Here is a 23,662-nt window from a genome sequence, read left to right on the forward strand (position 1 = left end):
AGCCTCTTCAAAGGGAAATGGTATTTCAACAATTGTCTTTGTCGGCGCTAGAAATGCCTCTACAAGCCGCGATCCTCACTTCTAGTGTGCTTAATCGTAGATATAGTCTTGCAATGCCTTCACATCCAGAGGTTCTGATTGCAAGGAGCGAATTGCTGCTGCCGTTGCTTTTGCACCAGCAATAGTGGTGATGATGGGGATTTTGTAAGCCAAGGCAGTCCGACGAATTAAGCGTCCATCTGCTTGTGCCTCTTCCCCAGATGGCGTATTGACAATTAGCTGAATTTGCTTGTTTTTAATCGCATCTAGCACATGAGGACGCCCTTCGTGGAGTTTTAACACCAGTTGAACCTCGATTCCGTGTTCTTTCAGGACTTTTCGGGTGCCTTCCGTGGCAATAATGCCAAAGCCTAGTTCGACAAAGTCTTTGACCACGGAGACAACTGCCTGTTTATCCCGGTCACTTGTGGAGACAAACACGGTACCCGATAAGGGTAGACGCTGACCTGCCCCTAATTCCGCTTTGGCAAAAGCTTTGCCAAAATCAGTATCAATGCCCATCACTTCCCCAGTGGAGCGCATTTCCGGGCCAAGGATGGTGTCTGTTCCCGCGAATTTTTCAAAGGGCAGCACGGCTTCTTTGACGGCAATATGACGAGGGCTTGGCTCTTTCGTAAAGTCCAAGGACTCCAGAGTTTTCCCAGACATGACGAGGGAAGCAATTCCAGCTAAGGGGACACCAACTGCCTTGGAGACAAAGGGCACGGTACGAGAGGCTCTGGGGTTAGCTTCGATGATGTAGACTGTTTCACCCTGAACGGCGTACTGAATATTCATCAGCCCAATGACGCCAAGTTTCTTTGCCAGTTGCTGGGTGGCGGTGCGGATGGTTTCTAGGGCGGCGGGAGCAAGGGAGGTGTGGGGAATGGAACAGGCGGAGTCACCGGAGTGGATACCTGCTTGTTCGATATGTTCCATGAGACCACCGATGACGACTCTGCCCGTATGATCGGCGATCGCATCCACATCCACTTCAACGGCATTTTCCAGGAATTTGTCAATTAGAATCGGATGATCTGGCTCGACTTGGACGGCATAGGTCATATAGCGCTCCAACTCCGTATCCGAGTAGACGATTTCCATGGCTCGTCCCCCTAAGACGTAGGAAGGACGCACCATCACGGGATAACCAATCCGTTGGGCAATCTCCAAGGCTTCGCCGTAGCTGCGGGCAATCCCGTTAGGAGGTTGCTGGATATCCAGTTGGCGCAAAATCTTCTCGAATCGCTCCCGGTCTTCCGCCGTATCAATAGAATCGGGAGATGTCCCCCAGATTTTAGTGGCGAGTCCTGATCGTTGATTGTTGAGGAATGTTTGCAGGGGAACAGCCAGTTTTAGTGGAGTTTGTCCGCCGAATTGGATGATGATCCCTTCGGGATTTTCTTCTTCGATGATGTTGAGCACATCTTCTTTGGTGAGGGGTTCAAAGTAGAGGCGATCGCTAGTGTCATAATCAGTGGAAACGGTTTCAGGATTTGAGTTGACCATAATCGTCTCAAATCCTTCTTTCCGCAAGGCATAGGAAGCATGACAGCAGCAGTAATCAAACTCAATGCCTTGTCCAATTCGGATTGGCCCTCCTCCTAAAATCATCACCTTGCGTTTATCAGACGGGATCAGCTCCGATTCTGACTCGTAGGTAGAGTAGTAGTAAGGGGTAAATGCCTCAAATTCTGCCGCACAGGTATCTACCACTTTGTAAGCGGGTACAATGCCGAGTTGTTTGCGATAGTCTCGCACTTCATCTTCTGTCGTTTTAGTAGCAAAGGCAATTTGGCGATCGCTAAATCCTTGCTGCTTTACCTGCCATAGTTGTTCTTTGGTCAACTTTTCCAAAGAAGTTTGTTTGAGGAAATTTTCGGTCTGTAATAGTTCCTGCAGCTTGTCCAAAAACCACAAATCGATCCCCGTAAGTTCGTAGACTTCTTCCACCGTCATCCCCAGCTTCAAAGCATGACGAATGGTAAAGATCCGCTCTGGGTGGGGAGTACGTAAACCTGAGCGTACTTGCTCTAAAGAGGGAAGTTTTTCTTTGCGATCGCATCCCCAACCGGAACGACCTATTTCCAGCGATCTCAGTGCTTTCTGGAAGGATTCTTGGAAGGTACGCCCAATCGCCATTGCTTCCCCAACTGACTTCATCTGGGTAGTCAGTACCGCCTCAGCACCGGGAAACTTCTCAAAAGTAAAACGGGGAACTTTCGTTACTACATAGTCAATGGTTGGCTCAAAAGATGCTGGGGTTTTCTTGGTGATGTCATTGGGAATTTCATCTAGGGTGTAACCGACTGCAAGTTTGGCAGCAAATTTAGCAATGGGAAAACCAGTTGCTTTTGAGGCTAAAGCAGAACTGCGGGAGACGCGGGGATTCATTTCAATCACCACCACTTCCCCATTCACCGGATTAACCGCAAATTGAATATTCGATCCCCCGGTTTCTACCCCAATCTCGCGGATGATCTGAATCGAGTAATCCCGCAGGCGTTGGTACTCCTTATCCGTCAACGTCTGCGCTGGAGCAACTGTAATCGAGTCGCCTGTATGGATTCCCATCGGGTCAATGTTTTCAATTGAGCAGATGATCACAACGTTATCAGCCAAGTCACGCATCACCTCCAGCTCATACTCTTTCCAGCCGAGAAGCGATTGCTCTACTAATATTTGAGATACAGGGCTAGCTTCTAAACCGCCCAGTGCCATCTCCTCGTATTCCTCCTGGTTGTAGGCAATACCGCCGCCACTGCCACCCATGGTATAAGCAGGGCGAATAATCAGGGGATAAGTGCCAATTTCTTGGGCAATTGTCTTCGCCTCATCCAAATTACTCACAATCCCTGAAGGACAGGTTGCCACACCAATCCGCGCCATAGCTTCTTTGAAAAGCTGACGATCCTCAGCCATTTCAATGGCGGCTAAGTCTGCCCCAATCAGAGCAACGCCGTATTTTTTCAGAACCCCATTTTTTGCTAGGGTGACAGCAATATTTAAAGCCGTCTGACCCCCCATAGTAGGCAAGAGGGCGTCCGGGCGTTCTTTGTCAATCACCTTCTCTACAATTTCCGGCGTTAGCGGCTCAATGTAGGTGCGATCGGCAATTTCCGGATCGGTCATGATGCTAGCTGGGTTGGAGTTCACTAGCACCACTTCGTAACCTTCTTCTCGAAGTGCCTTACAAGCCTGAGTGCCTGAGTAGTCAAATTCGCAGGCTTGTCCAATTACAATTGGACCAGAACCCAGAAGCAGAATTTTATGGAGATCGTCGCGGCGAGGCATGTTTAGTTCGTCCGTCGTTGCGTTAGATTTTTTAAGTCCAGATTATTTTAAGGGCTTGCACTACTCTTATTTTGTTGCCGTTTTATCCAGATTCAGTGACTTGAGGGAAAATCGCCCTGCCTTGAAAGTCCACTAGTCTAGATCGAGAATAGCTTTCATCGAATGTTTGTTAGTGAAAGCTGATGGGAGTCTTGCTTCTGATACCTTCAGACATCACCTTAATCTCGCCCATCAAGCCAATAATTCATCCACTGCCACACTAAAACCTGGTAAGACAAATACAGTGTTGCTCGTTTCGCCCCTAGTGAATAATAGTCTTTGCCGATCAGTAATGACCACAATCCAGCCACTATCCGGCAGAACGAACCAGACTTCTTGACCACCCGATTGCAAATATTCGTTCGCCTTAGCAAATACTTCCTCTGCTAAGTCTGTTGAATAGACAATCTCAGCAATCAGCAGGAAACTCTGAGGCAAAACAGCCGCCTCGCCAAACTCTGCTAGCAATTCGGGAGTGAGATAAGCAACATCAGGACGACGACCTTGTTTATTGGTACGACAAGGGGCTTCTGTGTAAACTACTCCTCCTTGGCGAGTAGAGTTCAGGTAGTTTCTCCAGTGAAAGTACAAATTGCCTTGAATCCGACCATGCTTGAGTGTCATTCCCTGCTTCTCCACCAATTGCCCATCCACCCATTCCATACCGTCAGGAGGATTGAGCATCCAGTCTTCTAAGGAAAAGATTTCTGATATTTGGGGAGCGATAGAAACTAGCATTGCTTTTTTGTGGCAGGGCTTATTTCTATTATGACGTTGTGGGGCGATCGCCTGAACTTTTGTTCTCTGAGCGCTTTTACTGTTTTATCTGGCTTCTCACCCAAGAGCGAAAGGAACGAATTAAACTCGTTTCTCCCATCGTTTTCTTGAGTTCCAAAAACCGCATCACCTCAGACGGTGTCAACAACGGCAAAGCCTCAGAACGTTCTCTAAGCTGATACTCTTTCCCTACCAATCGATAGATAGTCAAAGCGCAAGCATCATAGCGCCAAACCTCCGGTACTCCTAAAGCGGCATAGATAGCCATGCGATTAATTGAACTGCTGGTAATATCAATCTCTATCGCTAAATCGGGCGGTGGGTCTTGGTTAAGGTCGATTTGCTCTTTATGGCGCACCAAGCGTTCATTCTGAATGTAGAAACAACTATCTGGTTCTAGTCCTTTCACCAAGTCTTCTCTACTACAGGTACGAGAACCAAGACCACGAATTTCTATATTCAGTTCTTCCGTTAGCGCATCCACAAATCGACTAATGATGTACTTATAACTTTCATGAGGGTCTAACGGTACCATAATTTCCAGCAACCCCTGGTTGTAAGTGAGGCGCGTTCCCGGCTGGGACTCCATTTCTACAACCAACCGCTGATAAGTTTCCCAGCTAATATCCTTGAGTAAGACTCGGTTGACAATCTGGGTTAAGGTTGTTGTCATAGGACATCCCTTGCTTAAGTGAGCGTTAATTTTGAAGCGGTGCCTTTGGTGAAGGATAAACCACTGACAGTGACAAATTGGACAGATTTCAAAGCTTCTAGTCCAGTCATAATTCTCTTTCCTATAGCAGTTGAATAAATAAAAGACTGCATCAGCGATGCAGTCCTTCCCTCCTAATGGCTAATCTTGCTTGTTAAGGATCGACCCAGCGATCGTCAGCTTTGATTAAATTAATCAACTCCTCAACGCCCTGAGACTCTGGTACCTTCTTGATTTCTTCTCTACCGCGATACAAAGAGATGAAACCGGGCTGCTTCCCAACATAACCATAGTCTGCATCTGCCATCTCACCGGGGCCATTGACGATACAACCCATCACAGCAATATCCAAACCTGTCAGGTGCTTAGTGGCTTCCCGGACTTCGTGTAGCACATCTTCTAAATTAAACAATGTGCGACCGCAAGACGGACAGGCGACGTATTCCACCATCGTCTTCCGCAGTCCTAGGGCTTGCAAAATGCTGTAGCAGACGGGAATTTCTTTTTCGGGGGCTTCGGTGAGGGAGACGCGGATAGTATCGCCAATGCCATCCGCTAGCAATGTCGCAATTCCAGCCGTAGACTTAATCCGTCCGTATTCCCCATCACCCGCTTCGGTGACACCGAGGTGCAAGGGGTAGTCCATCCCCAACTCATCCATGCGTCGCACCATCAGGCGATAAGCGGCTAGCATCACGGGGACTCGTGAGGCTTTGAGGGAGATAACGAGGTTGCGGAAGTCTAGGGATTCGCAGATGCGAATAAATTCCAGGGCAGATTCTACCATTCCTTCGGGAGTGTCGCCGTAGGTAAATAGCATCCGTTCAGCAAGGGAACCGTGATTGACGCCGATTCGCATCGCCTTACCCTGATCGCGCAAAGAAACCACGAGAGGTTCTAAGGTTTCGCGAATTTTTGACCCAATTTCCTCAAATTCTGCCGGGGTGTATTCAGTTCTGTCAGCTTTTGGCTTTTCAAAAACATATAAGCCTGGATTAATCCGCACTTTATCAACGTGCTTGGCAACTTCCAGGGCTATTTTCAAGCCGTTGTGATGCACGTCAGCAACTAACGGTACCGCTTGGTAAGTTTGGGCTAATTTCTGCTTAATTTCCGCTAAAGCCTTGGCATGAGCCATGCTGGGCACGGTGACGCGGACTATTTCGCAGCCAATCTCGTGCAGGCGACGAATTCCGGCAACAGATCCCTCGATATCCAGGGTATCTTCGTTAATCATCGACTGCACGACCACTGGATGACCACCGCCGATGGTAACGTTGCTAACTTTCACCGGGCGAGTTTGGCGGCGATTAATCGTTGTATCAACAGGAGGTTGAGTAGAAGCAGCTTTGGGCGTTGGAAGCGTTTGCATATACACAGAACTGAATTTCTGAGCGTGAGAGTATTTAGTATTTTTCTCTATTCTCTCCTCTCAGAGTGCCACAGGTGGGGCGAGTTTGGGTTAAGGGGGGAGAAAGGAGAATCTGTTTATCAAAAAGTGGAGTTTTGGGGGAGCTATAAAACCCCCAGCAAATCAAATATCTCACCTCAAGATACAACAGCTAGCTGAGGCAACTTATGAATTTCAGGGATAATGCGCCCTACTGCTGCGGCTAAGGGTCGCAAGCCATGAACCAAATCCACCATATCTTCTAAAGACAACGCCTGACGCGCATCGGAGACTGATTGTTCTGGTTCTGGGTGACATTCGATAATTAAGCCATCCGCACCACAAGCAATGGCAGCTTTTGCTAGGGGTGCTACTAGTTCCCGTTTACCAACAGCGTGGGAAGGATCGACAATGACGGGTAAGTGGGTAATTTGCTTGAGGGCGGCTACTGCACCCAAATCCAGCACGTTACGGGTATAAGGATCGAAGCTGCGAATACCTCGTTCACACAGCACTACATCAGGATTTCCGTGGCTCAAAATGTACTCGGCTGCCATCACAAACTCTTCAATGGTTGAGGCAAGTCCCCGCTTTAGCAAGATAGGCTTTCCAGCACTTCCTAAAGCTTTCAGCAAGTCGAAGTTTTGCATGTTGCGACTACCGACTTGTAGCATATCGGCATGGGCAGCGATGTCTTCAATTTGCCCAATCGACATTACCTCCGTCACGACAGGAATATTGTGACGCTCTTTGACGGCGGCTAAAATTTCTAGTCCTTCTAGTCCCATTCCCTGGAAGGCGTAGGGAGATGTCCGAGGTTTGAAAACGCCACCCCGCAGCGCTTGAACGGGTGCGTGCTTGAGCTGAGTGGCAACGGTTTCCATTTGTTCTCGATTCTCGACGGTACAGGGCCCGCCAATGATGGCAAGTTCTGTCCCTCCGATGGCGATATCTTTGGATAATTGAACGACTGTTTTGTGTTCGGGGTGAGATTGGCTGGCAAGTTTGGCGTTTAACATTGGTGAGATTCCTTAGAAAAAAAGTGGGGGGGGGAAATAAAAAACCCGGTTCCCTTGCGGGTTCCGGGTTGAAGTGCTGCATCGCAAGACTTTACTTACCCGGAAGTAATTCGGGGCCAAAAGTAAAAGCTGTAAAAGTAGCTACTGGGAGCAGTTGTCATGAGTGCAGTTTCTTAGAGAGTAATGTGCCTTAAAAAAACAAAAGACCGCAGATTTTGTTCTGCGGTCCACCGGGTCTCCATGCAAAGCTGGATTCACTGCCGGTGAACCTGGGTAAACCAATAATAAAAGTAGTAGCTGCGGTTAAACATTATTTGCGCCCAGAAGAATACTTGGCTAAATCTTGCTAATGCGCCTAACACTAACAAGCTTTATAGGAAGAAGTCAACACCTATTGAGGTAAATTGCCAGATGGGTTAGGTATATCTTCAATTCATGACAATTGTGGCTTGGGTACGAGGTTTTTGGCGGCAATTTGCTTACCAAAGGCATCACAGATTAATGGCCCCGTCAGACAAGTAACAACGACGTAGACCATAATCGCGTTAAATAACCCGACGGTAATTAGATTGGATTGCTGGGCAAACAGGGCAATTACTAGCACTAACCCAGCGCGAGACATGGTTAGCCCAAACATGACCATTGCATCGGCAAAGGTGTAACTGAAGACTTGACTTGCCACCCAAGCGGCGAAAAACTTCGCTCCCACTGCCCCGATAATTACAGCGATCGCTACTCCTAAATTCTCTGGATTAGTCACTAAAATCCGGGGATTGCACAGCACCCCAACAGAAATCAAAAAGGCGGGGATAAATAAGCTATTGCCCACCAGCACTCAGGTAAAGAATTCCGGGTAGGCATTAAAGCCGAATTTATAGCGGGTTCTTCCTTGCCTAAAATACAGGCTAGGCGGAGCTAAAAACCCATCCCCAAACCCCGGATTGGGAGGCATCATCCGTTTTTTTTATTGATAGGTTCCTATCAAATAACAGCAGAAATTGATTTTTTATTACCCATGATTTTATACATTAAAACTTCACAAGTTTGATTTTAACAATCATCGTTTCTAATACTTCCATCCGGCATGATTGTATTGCAAAACTTAGCACTACTCAGATCAGAGCCATTTAAATGAGCATGATTTAAGTCTGCCTTCCGCAGGTTAGCCCAATTTAAATGAGCGTGGGTTAAATCTGCATTGTTCAAATTTGCCCCCCCTAAATGACTGTGTTCAAGAATGGCTCCTTGAAGATTGGCATTAAACAGGTCTGCCTTAATTAAGCTAGCTCTCCGCAGGTTAGCACCCCGTAAGTCTGCTCCCTCCAGAATGGCTCCATTGAGAACGGCTCGACGCAGATTTGCTTTCGTTAAATTAGCGCGATGAAGATTTACTTTAGTCAAATTTGCTTCAAATAAGTTCGCTTTGCAGAGATTTACATTGAATAAGTTAGCTCTGCTTAAGTTAACTTTCTCTAAATTGACCTTTCTTAAATTGATTTCGTGAAAATCTCGTTCGCCTAACAAATAACGCCGTTTGAGTTCGTCAATATCCATAGCAATTGTCTCTTTAAACTACAGAACCCTACTGTTAAAACTTTAAATCGTTTTCTAAAAAGGGGAGACTGTCTTGAGAGCTAGTCTTGAGTGCTGAGGGAGTTGGAAAGCAGGAAAGCGACCCAAGTTTATCGATCCTCGGTTGGCATCTCAAGAGCGGTGAAACTCAATAAATCGCCAAAGGTTGTCGGTGTGGGGTTTGACGCTGTTTAACCCTACCTACCCGAAAAGATTTTTTAGTCAACCAGGGAGCAACTCAATCATTCATTCCTGCATCATCACCCGCCAATTTACCCAGTCCCTAGGATGATTGTGCCTAGGGGTTCTCTATCAGTGCCAAAAACGTCTAGAGTGAAATGATAATCGTCCGGTCACAGTAAAGGGTACAAGCAATGCGACTGTCTCAGATGCTCTTCGTCACACTTCGGGAAGATCCAGCTGAAGCAGAAATTCCCAGCCACAAACTTCTCCTACGCGCCGGTTATATTCGTCGCATTGGTAGCGGTATTTATGCTTACTTGCCCCTGATGTGGCGGGTGCTCAAAAAAGTTTCTCAGATCGTGCGGGAAGAAATGGACGCCACCGGGGCGCAAGAATGTCTGCTCCCCCAGCTACAACCGGCTGAGTTGTGGCGCGAATCCGGTCGTTGGGATACCTATACCCAGGCGGAGGGGATTATGTTCGCCTTCCAAGACCGCCAAGAGCGGGAGTTGGGACTAGGGCCTACCCATGAAGAGGTAATAACCGCGATCGCCAAGGACACGATCCGCTCCTACCGCCAGCTTCCAGTGTGTTTGTATCAGATACAAAGCAAATTTCGCGATGAAATTCGCCCCCGGTTTGGGCTGATGCGAGGGCGGGAATTCATCATGAAAGACGCCTACTCCTTCGATAGGGATGAAGAGGGTCTGAAGAAAACCTACGAGGATATGTATCAGGCTTACAGCAATATCCTGCGGCGAAGTGGGTTAGCTTTTCGCGCCGTCGAAGCCGATTCTGGGGCAATTGGTGGCTCCGGTTCCCATGAATTTATGATTCTGGCAGAAGCTGGGGAAGATGAGGTGCTCTACACCGATGATCAGAAGTATGCTGCCAATGTGGAAAAAGCAGTTTCCTTACCAGCGGATGTGGAGCAGTCGCGATTTACAACCTATGAAAAACGGGAAACCCCCGATAGCGAGACGATTGAAAAGCTTTGCCGAATCCTCCGGTGTTCGCCAACAAATGTGGTGAAAAATGTCTTGTATCAAGCGGTGTATGACACAAATATCACTGTACTGGTACTAGTCAGCCTCCGGGGCGATCAGGAGGTGAATGAGGTGAAGCTGCAAAATGAACTGGCGAAGTTAGCCAGTCAGTACAATGCCAAAACCCTGATCTCTTTAGAGATTCCCGCCGCCGCTTTGCAGCAACTCTGGGCGTCTAAGCCCCTCCCTCTGGGATATATTGCGCCGGATCTGGCAGACGACTACATTAGTCCGAGCAAGAATGTCGCCCCTCGCTTTGTCCGCTTGGTGGACAAAACAGCGGTGGAGTTGAAAAATTTCGTTACAGGTGCAGGTGAAGTTGGGTATCACTTTGTCGGGGCAAATTGGGGAGAGGACTTCTCCCAGCCACAAAACGTAGTCGATGTGCGAAAAGCCACAAAGGGCGATCGCTCTCTCCACGACGCTAACCAGAAGCTGACAACAGCTCGCGGAATTGAAGTGGGGCATATCTTCCAGTTGGGAACCAAGTATTCCCAAGCCATGAATGCCACCTACACCAGCGAACAAGGCGAGGAACTGCCTATCTACATGGGCTGCTACGGGGTCGGGGTATCCCGATTAGCACAAGCGGCGGTGGAGCAGTCCTACGACAAAAACGGGATAATTTGGCCCGTGGCGATCGCGCCTTATCAGGTAATTATCTCTGTCCCCAATGTTGGCGATCGCGAGCAAATAGCAGCGGCCCAAGAGCTTTACAATCAGCTCAATCAAATGGGAATTGAAACCCTCCTTGATGACCGCGACGAACGCGCGGGAGTAAAGTTTAAAGACGCTGACTTGATTGGGATTCCTTACCGAATTGTTACGGGGCGATCGCTCAAAAACGGCAAAGTAGAAATCGTAGAACGTGCCACTGGCAAAGCTCACGAAATTTCTCTCCAGGACGTGCCAAGCACCCTGAAAACATGGATTGACAATGCACTGATCGCCTAAAGATCATCTAGTACTGTTGAATTGAAGCCTCAATTAGCCATGCTGCCTTGAACCGTTAGCCATTAGCCAATCCCCGTAATGGAATTCCTCACTATCTTCCTCTCTGGATTACTCGCCCTCATTGCCCCTGTCGGGTTCGTTGCCGATCGCGTCATTGAAAATGCTTTGCGCTCTCGGTTTGAGAACATCGAACAGTTGCAAGTCCGCGTTGATAATGCCCCTAGTTATCAACTTCTGCAAGGCAAAGTAGAGCGGGTGCGGGTGGCGGGGCGGGGAGTCCATCTCACGCCAGACCTGCGCCTAGCGGTTTTGGAACTGGAAACTGACCCGATTAACCTAGATCTACAATCTCTGCGGCAAGGTCGCCAACAATCGGCTACCGCCGCATTTCGGCAACCTATACAAGCAGGCGTGCGTCTAGTCTTAACTCAAGAGGATATCAACCAAGCCATTCAATCTCCAGCGATTGCTGCGCGACTCAAACAAGTTACCAGCCGCATCATATCGGTGCCAGAGGAACGGTTTGAATTACGCAACTCCCAAGTGGAACTGCTAGGTGATAATCGATTACGGTTTCAGGTGCAATTAGTGCAAGACAACGCCGAACCTGTTAGTCTCAGTCTTGAGTCGGGTATCGGCATTGTATCGGGGCGGAGCATCCAGCTAATAGAGCCAGTTGCATCCGTCAATGGCACCGCCTTACCACCGCAGTTGGTAGCGGGGTTTGCCGCCGGAGCGGGTAACCGCTTCAATCTCCGTAGCTTGGAGGAGGCAGGCATCGCGGCACGAATTCTAGACTTGGATATTACCGACAATCAGTTAGAAATTGCCGCGTTTGTTCGTGCCGACGCCGCCAGAGCATCTACCGCCAGCCCTGAGGTTAAGCTGGAGCCATAAAGAGTCACCTCAACTGTCGTTATTTCGTGAAACTTCCCCAGGTTCAGTTGGGTCTAGTTCTCACAGGAGGTTTTGAAAATGCAAGAGCAAGACAAGATTCGTCGCATTCCCGTTGGTGTTGTTGCCGGACTAACTGCTGCTTTACTCGCCGCCGGGGGGGGTGGTGCTTGGTGGGCATGGAATTCCCTCAACTCTTCAACGGCCCCACCGTCAGCGCCAACGGTTTCTCCGTCACCGCCAGCAACATCCCAGGCGACTGAAACAACAGCTCAGATTTACTGGCTGAGTGATTCGGGTAACGAAATTCAGGTAGTTCCTAGTACGATTACCTTGGAGGAAACCTCTGACCAGCCTAGTGAGATCCTGGAAGTGGCGGTCAAACGTTTGTTAGCCGGCCCAGTTAACCCCGCCAATACAACAACTATTCCCCAAGGAACTCAGCTTCGCAGTCTCACGGTTGAATCAGACGGAGTGCATGTCGATTTATCAGAAGAATTTACAACTGGGGGCGGTAGTGCTTCTATGACGGGGCGTTTGGCACAAGTACTTTACACCGCGACCAGTTTAGACCCTGCGACTAAAGTTTGGTTTGATGTGGAGGGACAACCCTTGGAGGTCTTGGGCGGTGAAGGGTTAGTAATTGACCAACCCATGACGCGCAAAAACTTTGAGGAAAACTTTCAGCTTTAGGTAATGAGTTTTTAACTCGTAAAGGGATGAGTTTTGGGAATGAAAATGTTGAGTGGAAAATGTCTTTAGTTTAAACCTCAACACTTTCATCCCTTATTAGCTAGGCTAAAGTCACGGAAGTGACGGGCTTGCTCCTCAATGCGAGTGGCAAGGCGATCGCAAACTAAGTTGCATAGCTCAAAGATCAGCTGATCTTCCACTTTGTAATAAGCCGATGTGCCTTCACTTCGGCGGCTGAGAATACCCGCTTGCAGCATCACCTTCAAGTGCTTCGAGACATTGGCTTGAGACGTTTCTGTTGCCTCAACCAACTCTTGCACGCATTTTTCGCCCTCGCGCAGCAAGTTTAAAATGCGTAGGCGCATCGGTTCACTTAAAATACTGAAGTATTCAGCGACTTGTTGCACAACTTCCTGAGGTACAGGACTGACGATTTGGATTTGTTGCATCGACATAATCCGAAATGAGCGCGATCCCCAAATTTTAGCAGCTATTGCTTTGATGACATAGCGCCCTTATTGAGCCGGATTAATTCGCAGCAGTGGTTGTCCGTACTCCACGGGTTCGCCGTTCTCTACTAAAACTTCCATCACCTGCCCTGAAATTTCCGCTTCGATTTCGTTCATCAACTTCATTGCTTCAATGATGCAAACCGTTTGACCGTTGCGGATGCGATCGCCTACTTCTACAAACGGCGGCTCATCAGGGGCAGGGGAGCGATAAAAGGTTCCTACCATGGGAGATTTGACTTCCTCCCATTTAGAATCTACGGGAGGCGAGGTCGAGGTGCCTCGAACGGCAGGTTCAGGAATTAGGGAACCCACCGCTGGTATTGCCGCTACAGAGGAAGGCGTCGCCGTGATTTCAGCGGCGGCATTCCCGGCACTCACTGGTGTTGAGCTAGGGGGACTTGGCAGAACGCCCTTGCGGACTGTCAATTCAAAATCAGCACTTTTTAAGGTCAATTCCGCGATGTCAGTTTGAGCGATCGCAGCGAGTAATTCACGCAGTTGGTTAAAGTCTAATGGCACGGGCTTATCAGGGGCTAGGAGCTAGGAGGATTTTGAGTTTTGAGTTATGAGTTTTGAGTTCAGACTAACTATGACTCAAGATCTCACACCCAATACCCCCTACCCAATACGTCTTGTTTAGTCACAAAAGTTTACTCACGACCCAGGTAAGAGTCGCTGCGGGTATCAATTTTAATGCGTTCGCCGATAGAGATAAATAGCGGCACCATCACTTGGGCACCTGTGGAGAGGGTAGCAGGTTTTGTCCCACCTGTAGCCGTATCGCCTTTAACGCCAGGGTCAGTTTCCGTGACTTCTAGCACCACGGTGTTCGGAAGTTCAACTTCCATCACCTGGTCTCCCCAGGTAACAACGTTAACTTCCATCCCTTCTGTGATGTACTTGACGCGATCGCCAATCTGGTCTGTACTGAGGCTCGATTCCTCAAAGGTTTCCATATCCATAAAGATCAACCGATCCAGCTCTTTATAGGTATGCTGCATCGTGCGCTTTTCTAAATTGGCTTGGGGCACCGTTTCCCCAGCTCGGAAGGTTCGTTCGACAACACTTCCCGTCTGCACGTTTTTGAGCTTGGTACGCACAAAGGCTGATCCTTTTCCTGGCTTAACGTGAAGGAATTCCACCACGCGCCATACGTTTCCATCTAACTCAATCGTGACACCGGTGCGAAAGTCGTTACTAGAAATCATGAAATGTCTTTCAAAGGGCAGAACAATCGGCAACTTATTTTACCGCTGTTACGGTTCGTCATTCGTCATTAACGCGCTGAATCTTCGCAATTAATATTTCAGACACCCAACCAACGGTAGGCAAAGTGACGGACAGCTATATGGGAAGATAAATATTGAAGTTTTCAGGCAGTTGAGAGGACTCAACCACCATTGGTGCGAAGCCTTCCAAAGATTATTTATGCGTCATTCAAAAGTTTTTTTGCTCAACGGGTACAAACGATTAATCAAGACCAGCCTTTTAGCCCTGTTGCTAGTTACGCTTTCAGTGGGCTTGAGCGGGGCGTGGTGGGACTTGGGAGGTAGCCAAGATGCCCGTGAAAGCCGATTGCCCGTAGGAAACGCCATCACCGATGGACAAGCCTTATTGCGGTATGCCTTACCGATCAAAAACCAGCCGATCCGGGATGTGCAAGAGAGTTTGGAAGATATTTCCGATAAACTGCGGGGCAAGCGATGGAATCCCATCAACGGGGATATTAGCAAAGCCGCCGTCATTTTGAGAACTCGTGCTGACAAAATTCTCGTTGATATCCCACAAGCCAAGCAACCCCAAGCCGAAGCGCTGATTGCTGAGCTATCTAATGGTCTTGACGATCTTCGCGCCGCCGTTGAAGAAGAAGATAAAGAAAAAACCTTGATTGAGCGTGGTAAACTCCTCAGCCAAGTTGGCGAACTCGAAGAGTTGATGCTCGATGAGTTTCCCTTTGAAGTGCCCTCAGAATATAGCAACTTGCCCCAACTCAAAGGTCGTGCAACGGTAGAGATGACCACCGAGAAGGGTAAAGTTACGATGGTAGTTGATGGCTACAGCGCTCCTGTCACCGCCGGAAACTTCGTCGATTTGGTACAGCGTGGATTTTACGACAACCTAGAGTTTATTCGTGCCGAAGACTTCTATGTCCTGCAAACCGGAGACCCCGCCGGAGCTGAGGAAGGATTTATTGACCCCCAAACGGGTGAATATCGGGCGATTCCCCTAGAAGTGTTAGTTAGAGGTGACTCTAAGCCAATTTATGGCATTACCTTAGAAGAGGCTGGGCGTTACCGAGATCAGCCTGTACTGCCCTTTAGTGCCTACGGTGCTCTAGCCATGGCACGTCCTGGAGATGATGTCAATGGCGGGTCATCTCAGTTCTTCTTCTTCCTGTTTGAACCCGAACTAACTCCAGCCGGACTTAACCTCTTAGATGGGCGCTATACCATCTTTGGTTACGTGGTTGATGGTAAAGAAGTTTTAGGCAAGCTTAAAGAAGGGGACGTTATTGAAGCAATGAAAGTCAAGAAAGGCGCTGAGAACTTGGTCGAGCCACAAGTTGCCTCTAAGGCGTAAATCTCGTCAGGCTGGTGCGATGAAGCAGAAGCCTAAATTATGGGGTTTGGGAATTACCTCACCGTGGACTTCGGCGTCAGCGCGGTTCCTGAGCACTTCGACCCTTCGGCAAACTCAGGGCAACGCAAGACTTCGGCGTGACCCTTCGGCAAGACTTCGGCGTGACCCTTCGGCAAGCTCAGGGCGGAGACGCTCAGTGTTCACTGAGGCTTCTCGAAGTGTCGAACGCTCAGTGTTCCACTTGCCGAAGGGCAGTCGAACACTTTAGTCCGGTGAGGATGTCAAACTATTAGATAGGGATAACTCTAGACTCAGAACTTCTCACACCTCAGGTCAGTTGATTTTCATGCCTATTATTGATGTTCTCCTGGTAATCACCCTGGCAACCCTGGCAGTCTTATGGCTGCGTCGTGGCATCCAAACCCCACAGCAACAAATTGAGAGCGCCTACACTCGGCAACAATTGGAGGAGGCATTTTACCGACTCCTTAAAGAGGAAAATAGCTGCATTTCTCTAATTCAACTGGCAGCCGCCTCCAGAATTGATGTGCAGCAGGCGCGACAGTACCTAGAGCAACAAGTCAAAATGCTGGGTGCCGTCCCGGAAGTGGATGCTGATGGCGATACATTTTACCGATTCCCAAAACTGCATCGCCGCTCTGCTTCTGACAAACTAGCTTAAAAAGTGTGAAGTGTGAAGTATGAAGTATGAAGGGAATAGGAGCTACTTGCTAATTTTCGTAGGATGTGTTAGGCGCAGCCGTAACGCGTCAAACATCCTTCATACTTCCTTACTTAGATGGTCGAACAATTAGTTAAAGAAATTGGCGAACAAGGTCTGTTGGCGCGGTTGCAGCGTTTTTGTCCGGCGGAAATTGTTGGGGATGATGCGGCGGTTATCTCCTACCAGGAACCCGGACAATCGTTAGTTGTAACAACCGATGTGCTGGTGGATGGTGTGCATTTTAGCGATCGCACTACCAGCCCTGAAGATGCCGGGTGGCGAGCCGCTGCTGCCAATTTGTCGGATTTAGCCGCCATGGGAGCCTCCCCTCTCGGCATTACCGTTGGCTTAGGCGTCACGGGTGACACTACAGTCAGTTGGGTTGAGCAAATCTACCAGGGACTCAGTGATTGCGTAAACCATTACAATACCGACATTGTTGGCGGTGATGTTTGCCGCTCTCCAGTCAATACCCTCGCCATTACCGCCTTCGGTCAAGTTTCCCCTCAGCACACCCTCCGCCGCTCTGCGGCTCAACCTGGAGAGGCAATTGTCGTCACAGGTGTTCATGGTGCCTCGCGCTCAGGCTTAGAACTGCTGCTCAATCCCGAACTTGGGCAACATCTTAGCGATACCGAGAGAAGAGAACTGATTCAAGCCCATCAGCGACCTAAACCCCGCCTAGATGTACTCCCAATTCTTTGGAAAGTAATAGAATTTCAACCCTCAATCTCCCCTGCTGGAATGGATAGTAGCGATGGCTTAGCTGATGCCGTTCTCCAAATCTGTCGCGCTAGTGGTGTTGGAGCAGAACTAGATTATAGTTCGCTACCTTTCCCCCCAGCTTTGAAGCAGCTAGTGTCCTCCCAAACAGCATTAGAGTGGGTGTTGTATGGTGGCGAAGACTTTGAACTGGTGCTTTGTCTTCCCCCATTGCTTGCAGAGGCATTAGTCGCCCAGTTAGGCGGAGCTTCTGCTATTGTCGGCACAATTACCACGGGTACAGATGTCCGGCTGCGTGATGCTTCTGGTGTCTATCCCGATGAGATACTGTCCCTGCGCCGGGGATTTCAACATTTTTAAAAGAAAAGCGCCGCATTAACTGTTGTTTACTTCCTCTTTACCTTAGTTGGGTAGACTTTTTAATCATTAATCAATAGTTGCAATATCGTGGCTGATTGATACCTTGAAGCAAATTTTTCACGCTCTTGCCACAGGCAGAGCATTTTTTTTGCCCCTACGCCACGACAGAAAACCTAGAGCATGAATGAAAGGGTATTGAAGCAAGCCCAAGCGTGGGGATTTATTTGTAAAGAGATAGCTCCAAGTGATTGGCAAATTTTACCCCCACAAAGAACGGAACGATGGAGCTTGAAGCTTTTTGATGACAAGTGGTTGTTAATTGTGGGTGAGGTTCCCCAGATTAGTTTGCATCCTTATGAAGCGCTTGAATTTTTAGAGCGACGACGTTTCAGGTAAGCAATAATTTTTAGGACTTACGCACTGTAGAGGTGAAAGCGCGATCGCTTCGTAGGGCCATGGCAGTGCCATTCCCTGAAGAGAGTGAGTCTTGCGTAAGTCCTATTGGTAAATTAGATGTGTGACAGATTTAGGCAATCAAGCATCGAGTCTTAAAGCGCCGGATTATTGCATTCAGCTACTTATCCTCGCTGAGGAGTCTTTCGTTAAACAATCTGGGGGAGATATGACATTAGATGAATTTACACAACTGATAGAAAAACAGGAAAAATGTCCTGAGTCTCTGTCAAAGGCATTGCAGGCATTATGGTACGACAAACAAGGAGATTGGCACAAAGCCCATCAAGTTGTGCAAAATGCCAACGATACTAACAGTGCCTGGGTTCACGCCTACCTGCATCGAAAAGAAGGCGACCTCAGCAATGCTCGTTACTGGTATAAGCGCACTGGACAGCCAGAGTTTGAAGCTGAACTGAACCAGGAATGGGAGCAGATTACTAGACAGTTGCTAAGCAAGAGCTAATACAAAACGTTCTGGCGATCAATTCTGAGGCTTCAGAAACCTGTAGAGACATATAGCATTCCTACAACTTTTAATTCTTGCCTCAGTCTCTAGGCTTACTTCTAAAGATAATCTGCAATTCCTTCAAGAGATAGAGCCTTTAGTTGCAGGAATTTGGCTAAATAATAAATATCAATAAAAAAGTTTGGTTAGATAAAACTATGAATATTCTTGCTTGGATTGTACTAGGACTGATTGCTGGAGCGATCGCCAAAGCGATTTATCCTGGTTCTCAAGGCGGCGGCATTCTAGGAACCATGTTGTTAGGGATTATTGGTGCATTCGTCGGGGGTACCGTGGCAACACTTCTATCAACAGGTCAATTAGCCTTCACTGCAACAACCCTGAGTATACCGGGGATTTTAGTAGCGATTCTTGGAGCGATTCTTGCCATCTTCATCTGGCAATCCTTGACTCATCGCCGTTCCATCTAAGTCATCCCGATAAAAGTCAAATAATCTGAAGAGTCGGGCACTGTGCCCGACTTTTAGACATTTCCCAGAATTTTTTTAGTAGAGAAACAAGTACTTTTTACTCCTGAATTAAAATTTTAAACAAGAAAATTAATTGTAATTAAACTAATTAAGAATGAGGTGGTGAACTTTTGTGTCAGATAGAGCTTTTAAAAATCCGAAGGTTCAGAAAGAGTTGAAACGGTTATGGGGTGGAGGAAATGTGCCACCTCTGACTCCTGAGCAAATTGAGCTATCCCTTAAGCTGTGGCAAAAGATTAAGGTACGTCGGCAGATTGAACCAAACAGGAATCAAGAATAGCTGGACAGAACTTTAGGTAATTTAACTGTTGAAGCCCTCCCTTAGCCCTCCTTTCCATAAAGGAGGGTTTTGCATAAGTCCTGATCATCCTAATATTGGTAATACCAAAAGGGGAAAAAATTGCAGCACCGAGAACTTAGATAAGCTTACTATCGCCCACCCGTAACCAGCGATAACCATAGCCCTCTAGCTCAACACTGTGGCAATTGTCTTCAATTTTCTGATAGTCCTGGTCTTCTAATAAATCAATTAGATGTTGGGCATCAACGTCACTTAGGTCTAGCTCTACCGTACAAGCTTTGCTAGACAAATTGTGTAGAGCCATGACAACGCTACCCTTCCATTCACAACGGTGAGCAAAGACATGCTCGTTGTGCGTCTCAATCACCTGCCAATTTCCCCAACCAAATTCTGGACAGTTTTTGCGGGTGCGAATTGCCCTCTCCATCCAGTTGAGAAACGATTCTGGGTTACGACGTTGCATTTCCACATTCAAATTTCTATACCCATACTCCCCTTCTTTAATTACAGGTCTTACCACTTTGTCAGGGTCTGCGGTTGAGAAACCGGCGTTCTTTTCATCTGACCACTGCATCGGCGTGCGAACGCTGTTACGTTCTGGTAAAGACAAGTCGTCACCCATACCGATTTCTTCCCCATAACGTAGAACTGGGGTACCGGGTAACGTCAACATCACGCTATAAGCTAGTCGGAGACGACGCTCATCTCCGTTGAGTAGGGGCGACATCCGGCGACGGATACCGCGATTGTAAATCCACATCTTCTCCTTATCTGGAGCAAACGCCTTAGCAATTTCATCTCGCTCTGCTTGCGAGAGCTTATCCAACGACAACTCATCATGGTTGCGAACAAAATGCCCCCACTGTCCAGTTTGAGGAATGTCAGGGGGTGCCTTCAGTGCTGCGATAATCGGCTGGGCTTGCTCCCGCGCTAACCCCAAAATTAGATTTTGGTTAGCCAAGAAGTGGAACAGCATATGTAGTTTGTTCCCATCGCCAAAATATTGAGGAACTTTATCTACCGCCACGTTAGCTTCTGCCAGAATAATCGCATCGCCCCGCCGCCAGGAAAGGAAGTTTCGCATTTCCTTGAGGTATTCGTAAGGGTCCTCACTGCTGTCAGTTCCCGTCAACTCAATCAAAAACGGCGCAGCATCAAGCCGGAATCCAGATACTCCCAGCTCCAGCCAAAAGCCCATGACTTTTTCAATTTCTTCTTGGACTGCTGGGTTGGTTATATTTAAGTCTGCTTGGTGTTCGTAGAAGCGGTGATAGTAATACTCTTCAGCTTTCTCGTCGTAAGTCCAAGTTGATTCTTGGACGCCAGGAAAGACAATGCCTTCTTCTGCATTAGCAGGCTTTTTCTTCGACCAAAGATAAAAATCTCGGTACTTGGAGTTTTTGTCCTCCCGTGCGGCTTGAAACCAACGATGCTTAATGGAGGTATGGTTCACTACGAGATCAATGATTACCCGCAGACCCCGTTCTTTAGCTTGGCGCGTAAACTCTACGAAATCTCCCAAGCTTCCCAAACGCTCATCGACGCTGTAGTAATCCATCACGTCGTAGCCATCATCGTGGTTAGGCGATGGGTAAAACGGCTGCAGCCATATACAGGTCACTCCTAGCCCTGCAATGTAATCCAATCGTTGCGTTAACCCCTCAAAGTCGCCAATGCCATCACCATTGCCGTCCATGAAGATTTCAACATCAAGGCAGTAAATGATGGCGTTTTTGTACCACAAATCAAGCATGGGTCTTATTAATTATTGTTTTCAGCAGTTGGTTTTTCGTTGTTCTTAACGAGGGTATCTGAGTTTTTGCCAATTAGCAGATAACCTGATGTTCAACAGAATTTTAGGCAATGGTGCCTGATTTGAGAGGATGGCTACGGGTTAAGAACTTGCGCTTTAGGTTAGTAGAAAAATTTGCCTCGCTAGCTTAATGAAACAGAGTAAAAGTTAAAAAACTTCTACTCTGTTGTTAAATTTCATCCCATGATAGAACTTAGCGAAGAACATTAAGCCGATTATATATTCTCCTTTTTGTTAAATTCTTACGTCCTTCTTAGGGAGGAAAGTTGTTAATTTTTTAAGAGTTCTATCAATGTTCTTTGAGGCTGCACTGATGGCGAACAACTGACCGCTGATGGAATAAACTACTGCGATGCCGGGGCATTCAACATGTTTACTGGGATCACCTGCACGTTTAAATCAATGGGTCTTTCTAGTTTTTGTTCTAAAAAGTCTCGCACTGAAGCGACTTGTTGCTCAGAAATTGAATCCCAGGGGGCTGCTACTTCCATTTCTACAGACAGCTTATCTCCGTTCGGTTGCACTCTCACAGAACGGATGTCTGTCTGGGAAAAGGTGACAGTTTGGCGTCGCACTAGCACTTCAACACTGCGACGAACATTTTCCTTTAGTAAGAGATTTCTCAAGGAAAATCCTAAAGGTAAGCCGAGCAACGACAGTACAACAATGGAGACAGTTAGTCCGCCTTTGGCGCGGGCTGGTGTACCGTAACGCTGGCACAAAAACACTAGCCCGCCACTGAATATGATGCCTGAGAGATTAGTCAGAAAGAGCAGGGTTGCCCCAATCGTGACTTGCTGAGAATTGAACGCTATGCCAATACCAATCACGCTTAGGGGAGGCGCAAGGGCAACAGCGATCGCTACTCCTGGAAGAGCATCAGCAATGCTGCGACGGGTACGGGCAAAGGAACCCGCCGCCCCGGCTGCAACCGCTACTCCCAAATCCATCAACGTTGGGTTTACCCGCGCGATTATTTCTGGACTAAAGCTTCTTAATCCCACCAGTTTCGCGATCGCTACGGCGGTAACAACTGTCACGATGCAGCCAATCAGCAGCGTTAAGCTAGAACGCCTCAGTAGCCGCCGATTTGCCACCACCATGGCGTAGGCAATACCTGTAATTGGGCCAATTAGGGGAGCGATAATCATCGCGCCAATGATCGTTGCTGCACTCCCGGTTAGAAGTCCTAATGTTGAGATCGCGCCCGAAAGCGTTAGCAAGACAAAGAAGTTTAAGGAAGGAACTGAGGCTTTCCAAAGACTGCGATTTAAGCTGGTAATCGTTATTGGTTTGTCCTGCAACCAACGCCAATTCCCACTATCACTGTTCCATACTTCAGTAATTTGCTTCTTACCCCAGACAATTTTTTTCTGGAGGGAATACCACATTGATGCCAACCTGCGAAATTTTTTGACTAATACAGATTAAACAATAGTAATAATCACTCCGAGTCTGCATGTAGATAGACTTATATGAATTAGGAGAGCGATCGCCGATTGGCAATATTGAAGTCAACCCTCTACTCTACCAACGTTAAAGCAGTAAAGTTAAAAAATAGAAAGGCTCCCTACTTACTTAGGGACATTGTTCAAAGAGAAGCATTATGGGAAGCGAAACGATTGTTCTTTTATCGAGCCGAGAAATTGAAAAAATGCGTTGTGCAGGACGTTTAGCGGCTGAACTCCTCCACCACCTTGAAAAAATGGTGCAGCCGGGAATAAGTACCCTAGAGCTAAACGATGAAGCCGAAAGCTGGACGCGATCGCATGGAGCCAAAAGCGCTCCCCTCGGCTATCATGGCTTTCCCAAGTCCATCTGCACTAGCGTTAATGAAGTCGTTTGTCACGGCATCCCCAATGCCAAGCAGGTTCTTAAAGAGGGTGACATCATCAATATTGATGTCACGCCGACTCTTGACGGCTACCACGGCGATACCTCAAAAACATTCTTTGTTGGCACCCCCTCCCCAAGCGCCAAAAAACTTGTGGAAATCACGGAAGAGTGCTTAAGAAGAGGGATTGCCCAAGTCAAGCCAGGGGCACGTATTGGCGATATTGGCGCAGAAATTCAGGAATATGCCGAATCTCAAGGCTTTTCGGTGGTGCGCGACTTTGTTGGACATGGCGTTAGCAATGTTTTCCACACCGCACCCCAAATTCCCCACTACGGAACACGGGGTAAAGGGAAGCGCTTACGTTCCGGCATGGTGTTTACAATTGAGCCGATGATCAATGAAGGCACCTGGGAAGTCGAAGTGCTTGCCGACAAGTGGACAGCGGTTACAAAAGACCGCAAACTTTCTGCCCAGTTTGAGCATACGATCGCTGTCACTGACTCTGGTGTAGAGCTGCTCACCCTCCGGGAAGAAGAAGCTCATTTACAATTTGCCTCGTAGTTAGGGGATGGGGTGCAGGGGTGCGGGGGTGCAGGGGTGCAGGGGAGCGGGGGTGCAGGGGTGCAGGGGAGCGGGGGTGCAGAGGAGATGAGGCGATGAGGCGATGAGGAAAACTGATAACCTCCTTCACCCTTCATACTTCACCCTTCATACTTCATCCTTCCTTCACCCTTTCTTCGTCTAATGT

At 48.0% G+C, this 23,662-nt stretch carries 22 protein-coding genes; 10 read left to right on the forward strand and 12 right to left on the reverse strand.

The genetic code is table 11. The features are described from left to right. Nucleotides 1–90 precede the first annotated feature (90 nt). The 7 genes from carB to AC5JR3_RS17485 all read right to left on the reverse strand — a co-directional run bounded on the left by carB (nucleotide 91) and on the right by AC5JR3_RS17485 (nucleotide 8,824). Entirely contained in the window at nucleotides 91–3,333 is a 3,243-nt protein-coding gene (carB, locus tag AC5JR3_RS17455; RefSeq protein ID WP_495847821.1) for a carbamoyl-phosphate synthase large subunit, read from the reverse strand. A gap of 231 nt (nucleotides 3,334–3,564) precedes the next feature. Continuing rightward, nucleotides 3,565–4,110: a Uma2 family endonuclease gene (locus AC5JR3_RS17460; protein ID WP_495847822.1), complete on the reverse strand. Its 546-nt coding sequence runs from the start codon at nucleotides 4,108–4,110 to the stop codon at nucleotides 3,565–3,567. A 76-nt stretch (nucleotides 4,111–4,186) separates the two neighbouring features. After that, on the reverse strand, nucleotides 4,187–4,822 hold the full coding sequence (locus tag AC5JR3_RS17465) for a Uma2 family endonuclease (protein ID WP_495847823.1): 636 nt from the start codon (nucleotides 4,820–4,822) through the stop codon (nucleotides 4,187–4,189). 193 nt (nucleotides 4,823–5,015) lie between these two features. Further along, on the reverse strand, nucleotides 5,016–6,233 hold the full coding sequence (gene ispG, locus AC5JR3_RS17470; protein ID WP_495847824.1) for a (E)-4-hydroxy-3-methylbut-2-enyl-diphosphate synthase: 1,218 nt from the start codon (nucleotides 6,231–6,233) through the stop codon (nucleotides 5,016–5,018). 176 nt (nucleotides 6,234–6,409) lie between these two features. Continuing rightward, nucleotides 6,410–7,270 carry a 3-deoxy-7-phosphoheptulonate synthase gene (gene aroF, locus AC5JR3_RS17475; RefSeq protein ID WP_495847825.1) on the reverse strand — a complete coding sequence of 287 codons (861 nt, stop codon included), beginning with the start codon at nucleotides 7,268–7,270 and terminating at the stop codon, nucleotides 6,410–6,412. A gap of 433 nt (nucleotides 7,271–7,703) precedes the next feature. Further along, complete coding sequence (locus AC5JR3_RS17480) at nucleotides 7,704–8,099, reverse strand: cation:proton antiporter domain-containing protein (protein ID WP_495847826.1); 396 nt, start codon at nucleotides 8,097–8,099, stop codon at nucleotides 7,704–7,706. Nucleotides 8,100–8,320: 221 nt separating this feature from the next. Beyond that, nucleotides 8,321–8,824: a pentapeptide repeat-containing protein gene (locus tag AC5JR3_RS17485; RefSeq protein ID WP_495847827.1), complete on the reverse strand. Its 504-nt coding sequence runs from the start codon at nucleotides 8,822–8,824 to the stop codon at nucleotides 8,321–8,323. 392 nt (nucleotides 8,825–9,216) lie between these two features. Between AC5JR3_RS17485 and AC5JR3_RS17490 the strand changes: the two genes are divergently transcribed. The 3 genes from AC5JR3_RS17490 (at nucleotide 9,217) to AC5JR3_RS17500 (ending at nucleotide 12,612) form a co-directional block, all read left to right on the forward strand. Beyond that, entirely contained in the window at nucleotides 9,217–11,025 is a 1,809-nt protein-coding gene (locus AC5JR3_RS17490) for a proline--tRNA ligase (RefSeq protein WP_495847828.1), read from the forward strand. 78 nt (nucleotides 11,026–11,103) lie between these two features. Then, on the forward strand, nucleotides 11,104–11,922 hold the full coding sequence (locus AC5JR3_RS17495; protein WP_495847829.1) for an LmeA family phospholipid-binding protein: 819 nt from the start codon (nucleotides 11,104–11,106) through the stop codon (nucleotides 11,920–11,922). A 78-nt stretch (nucleotides 11,923–12,000) separates the two neighbouring features. After that, complete coding sequence (locus AC5JR3_RS17500) at nucleotides 12,001–12,612, forward strand: GerMN domain-containing protein (RefSeq protein ID WP_495847830.1); 612 nt, start codon at nucleotides 12,001–12,003, stop codon at nucleotides 12,610–12,612. Nucleotides 12,613–12,698: 86 nt separating this feature from the next. Here AC5JR3_RS17500 and AC5JR3_RS17505 read toward each other — a convergent pair whose 3' ends face one another. The 3 genes from AC5JR3_RS17505 to efp all read right to left on the reverse strand — a co-directional run bounded on the left by AC5JR3_RS17505 (nucleotide 12,699) and on the right by efp (nucleotide 14,332). Then, entirely contained in the window at nucleotides 12,699–13,061 is a 363-nt protein-coding gene (locus tag AC5JR3_RS17505; protein WP_495847831.1) for an ArsR/SmtB family transcription factor, read from the reverse strand. 66 nt (nucleotides 13,062–13,127) lie between these two features. Beyond that, nucleotides 13,128–13,643, reverse strand: a complete 516-nt coding sequence (gene accB, locus AC5JR3_RS17510; RefSeq protein WP_495847832.1) for an acetyl-CoA carboxylase biotin carboxyl carrier protein — start codon at nucleotides 13,641–13,643, stop codon at nucleotides 13,128–13,130. 131 nt (nucleotides 13,644–13,774) lie between these two features. Next, a complete protein-coding gene (gene efp / locus AC5JR3_RS17515; protein ID WP_495847833.1) occupies nucleotides 13,775–14,332 on the reverse strand; it encodes an elongation factor P in 558 nt (185 codons plus the stop codon). A 220-nt stretch (nucleotides 14,333–14,552) separates the two neighbouring features. Here efp and AC5JR3_RS17520 point away from each other — a divergent pair, with 220 nt between their 5' ends. The 6 genes from AC5JR3_RS17520 (at nucleotide 14,553) to AC5JR3_RS17545 (ending at nucleotide 19,243) form a co-directional block, all read left to right on the forward strand. Beyond that, entirely contained in the window at nucleotides 14,553–15,704 is a 1,152-nt protein-coding gene (locus AC5JR3_RS17520; protein WP_495847834.1) for a peptidylprolyl isomerase, read from the forward strand. Between the two features lie 346 nt (nucleotides 15,705–16,050). Further along, entirely contained in the window at nucleotides 16,051–16,386 is a 336-nt protein-coding gene (locus tag AC5JR3_RS17525; protein WP_495847835.1) for a hypothetical protein, read from the forward strand. 117 nt (nucleotides 16,387–16,503) lie between these two features. Further along, a complete protein-coding gene (gene thiL, locus AC5JR3_RS17530; protein WP_495847836.1) occupies nucleotides 16,504–17,511 on the forward strand; it encodes a thiamine-phosphate kinase in 1,008 nt (335 codons plus the stop codon). A 622-nt stretch (nucleotides 17,512–18,133) separates the two neighbouring features. Continuing rightward, nucleotides 18,134–18,430 (forward strand): hypothetical protein, encoded by a 297-nt coding sequence (locus tag AC5JR3_RS17535; RefSeq protein WP_495847923.1) that lies wholly within the window; start codon nucleotides 18,134–18,136, stop codon nucleotides 18,428–18,430. Nucleotides 18,431–18,630: 200 nt separating this feature from the next. Beyond that, entirely contained in the window at nucleotides 18,631–18,903 is a 273-nt protein-coding gene (locus tag AC5JR3_RS17540; RefSeq protein ID WP_495847837.1) for a GlsB/YeaQ/YmgE family stress response membrane protein, read from the forward strand. Between the two features lie 172 nt (nucleotides 18,904–19,075). Further along, on the forward strand, nucleotides 19,076–19,243 hold the full coding sequence (locus tag AC5JR3_RS17545; protein WP_495847838.1) for a hypothetical protein: 168 nt from the start codon (nucleotides 19,076–19,078) through the stop codon (nucleotides 19,241–19,243). A gap of 136 nt (nucleotides 19,244–19,379) precedes the next feature. On the opposite strand, the gene AC5JR3_RS17550 is transcribed toward AC5JR3_RS17545, so the two are convergent. Both AC5JR3_RS17550 and AC5JR3_RS17555 read right to left on the reverse strand, forming a co-directional pair. Beyond that, nucleotides 19,380–21,017: an alpha-amylase family protein gene (locus AC5JR3_RS17550; RefSeq protein ID WP_495847839.1), complete on the reverse strand. Its 1,638-nt coding sequence runs from the start codon at nucleotides 21,015–21,017 to the stop codon at nucleotides 19,380–19,382. Nucleotides 21,018–21,421: 404 nt separating this feature from the next. Continuing rightward, the gene (locus AC5JR3_RS17555; protein ID WP_495847840.1) at nucleotides 21,422–22,468 is read right to left on the reverse strand and encodes a DUF389 domain-containing protein; all 1,047 of its coding nucleotides are present in this window, start codon (nucleotides 22,466–22,468) and stop codon (nucleotides 21,422–21,424) included. Nucleotides 22,469–22,683: 215 nt separating this feature from the next. Between AC5JR3_RS17555 and map the strand changes: the two genes are divergently transcribed. Next, nucleotides 22,684–23,475 (forward strand): type I methionyl aminopeptidase, encoded by a 792-nt coding sequence (gene map, locus AC5JR3_RS17560; protein ID WP_495847841.1) that lies wholly within the window; start codon nucleotides 22,684–22,686, stop codon nucleotides 23,473–23,475. Nucleotides 23,476–23,662: the final 187 nt, after the last annotated feature.

It is taken from the genome of Kastovskya adunca, from assembly GCF_059505785.1.

What these genes read in the sequence shown, in the direction of transcription:
- carB (WP_495847821.1), bottom strand. Translation starts at nt 3,333, where the DNA reads ATGCCTCGCCGCGACGATCTCCATAAAATTCTGCTTCTGGGTTCTGGT.
- AC5JR3_RS17460 (WP_495847822.1), bottom strand. Translation starts at nt 4,110, where the DNA reads ATGCTAGTTTCTATCGCTCCCCAAATATCAGAAATCTTTTCCTTAGAA.
- AC5JR3_RS17465 (WP_495847823.1), bottom strand. Translation starts at nt 4,822, where the DNA reads ATGACAACAACCTTAACCCAGATTGTCAACCGAGTCTTACTCAAGGAT.
- ispG (WP_495847824.1), bottom strand. Translation starts at nt 6,233, where the DNA reads ATGCAAACGCTTCCAACGCCCAAAGCTGCTTCTACTCAACCTCCTGTT.
- aroF (WP_495847825.1), bottom strand. Translation starts at nt 7,270, where the DNA reads ATGTTAAACGCCAAACTTGCCAGCCAATCTCACCCCGAACACAAAACA.
- AC5JR3_RS17485 (WP_495847827.1), bottom strand. Translation starts at nt 8,824, where the DNA reads ATGGATATTGACGAACTCAAACGGCGTTATTTGTTAGGCGAACGAGAT.
- AC5JR3_RS17490 (WP_495847828.1), top strand. Translation starts at nt 9,217, where the DNA reads ATGCGACTGTCTCAGATGCTCTTCGTCACACTTCGGGAAGATCCAGCT.
- AC5JR3_RS17495 (WP_495847829.1), top strand. Translation starts at nt 11,104, where the DNA reads ATGGAATTCCTCACTATCTTCCTCTCTGGATTACTCGCCCTCATTGCC.
- AC5JR3_RS17500 (WP_495847830.1), top strand. Translation starts at nt 12,001, where the DNA reads ATGCAAGAGCAAGACAAGATTCGTCGCATTCCCGTTGGTGTTGTTGCC.
- AC5JR3_RS17505 (WP_495847831.1), bottom strand. Translation starts at nt 13,061, where the DNA reads ATGCAACAAATCCAAATCGTCAGTCCTGTACCTCAGGAAGTTGTGCAA.
- efp (WP_495847833.1), bottom strand. Translation starts at nt 14,332, where the DNA reads ATGATTTCTAGTAACGACTTTCGCACCGGTGTCACGATTGAGTTAGAT.
- AC5JR3_RS17520 (WP_495847834.1), top strand. Translation starts at nt 14,553, where the DNA reads ATGCGTCATTCAAAAGTTTTTTTGCTCAACGGGTACAAACGATTAATC.
- AC5JR3_RS17525 (WP_495847835.1), top strand. Translation starts at nt 16,051, where the DNA reads ATGCCTATTATTGATGTTCTCCTGGTAATCACCCTGGCAACCCTGGCA.
- thiL (WP_495847836.1), top strand. Translation starts at nt 16,504, where the DNA reads ATGGTCGAACAATTAGTTAAAGAAATTGGCGAACAAGGTCTGTTGGCG.
- AC5JR3_RS17535 (WP_495847923.1), top strand. Translation starts at nt 18,134, where the DNA reads ATGACATTAGATGAATTTACACAACTGATAGAAAAACAGGAAAAATGT.
- AC5JR3_RS17540 (WP_495847837.1), top strand. Translation starts at nt 18,631, where the DNA reads ATGAATATTCTTGCTTGGATTGTACTAGGACTGATTGCTGGAGCGATC.
- AC5JR3_RS17550 (WP_495847839.1), bottom strand. Translation starts at nt 21,017, where the DNA reads ATGCTTGATTTGTGGTACAAAAACGCCATCATTTACTGCCTTGATGTT.
- AC5JR3_RS17555 (WP_495847840.1), bottom strand. Translation starts at nt 22,468, where the DNA reads ATGTGGTATTCCCTCCAGAAAAAAATTGTCTGGGGTAAGAAGCAAATT.
- map (WP_495847841.1), top strand. Translation starts at nt 22,684, where the DNA reads ATGGGAAGCGAAACGATTGTTCTTTTATCGAGCCGAGAAATTGAAAAA.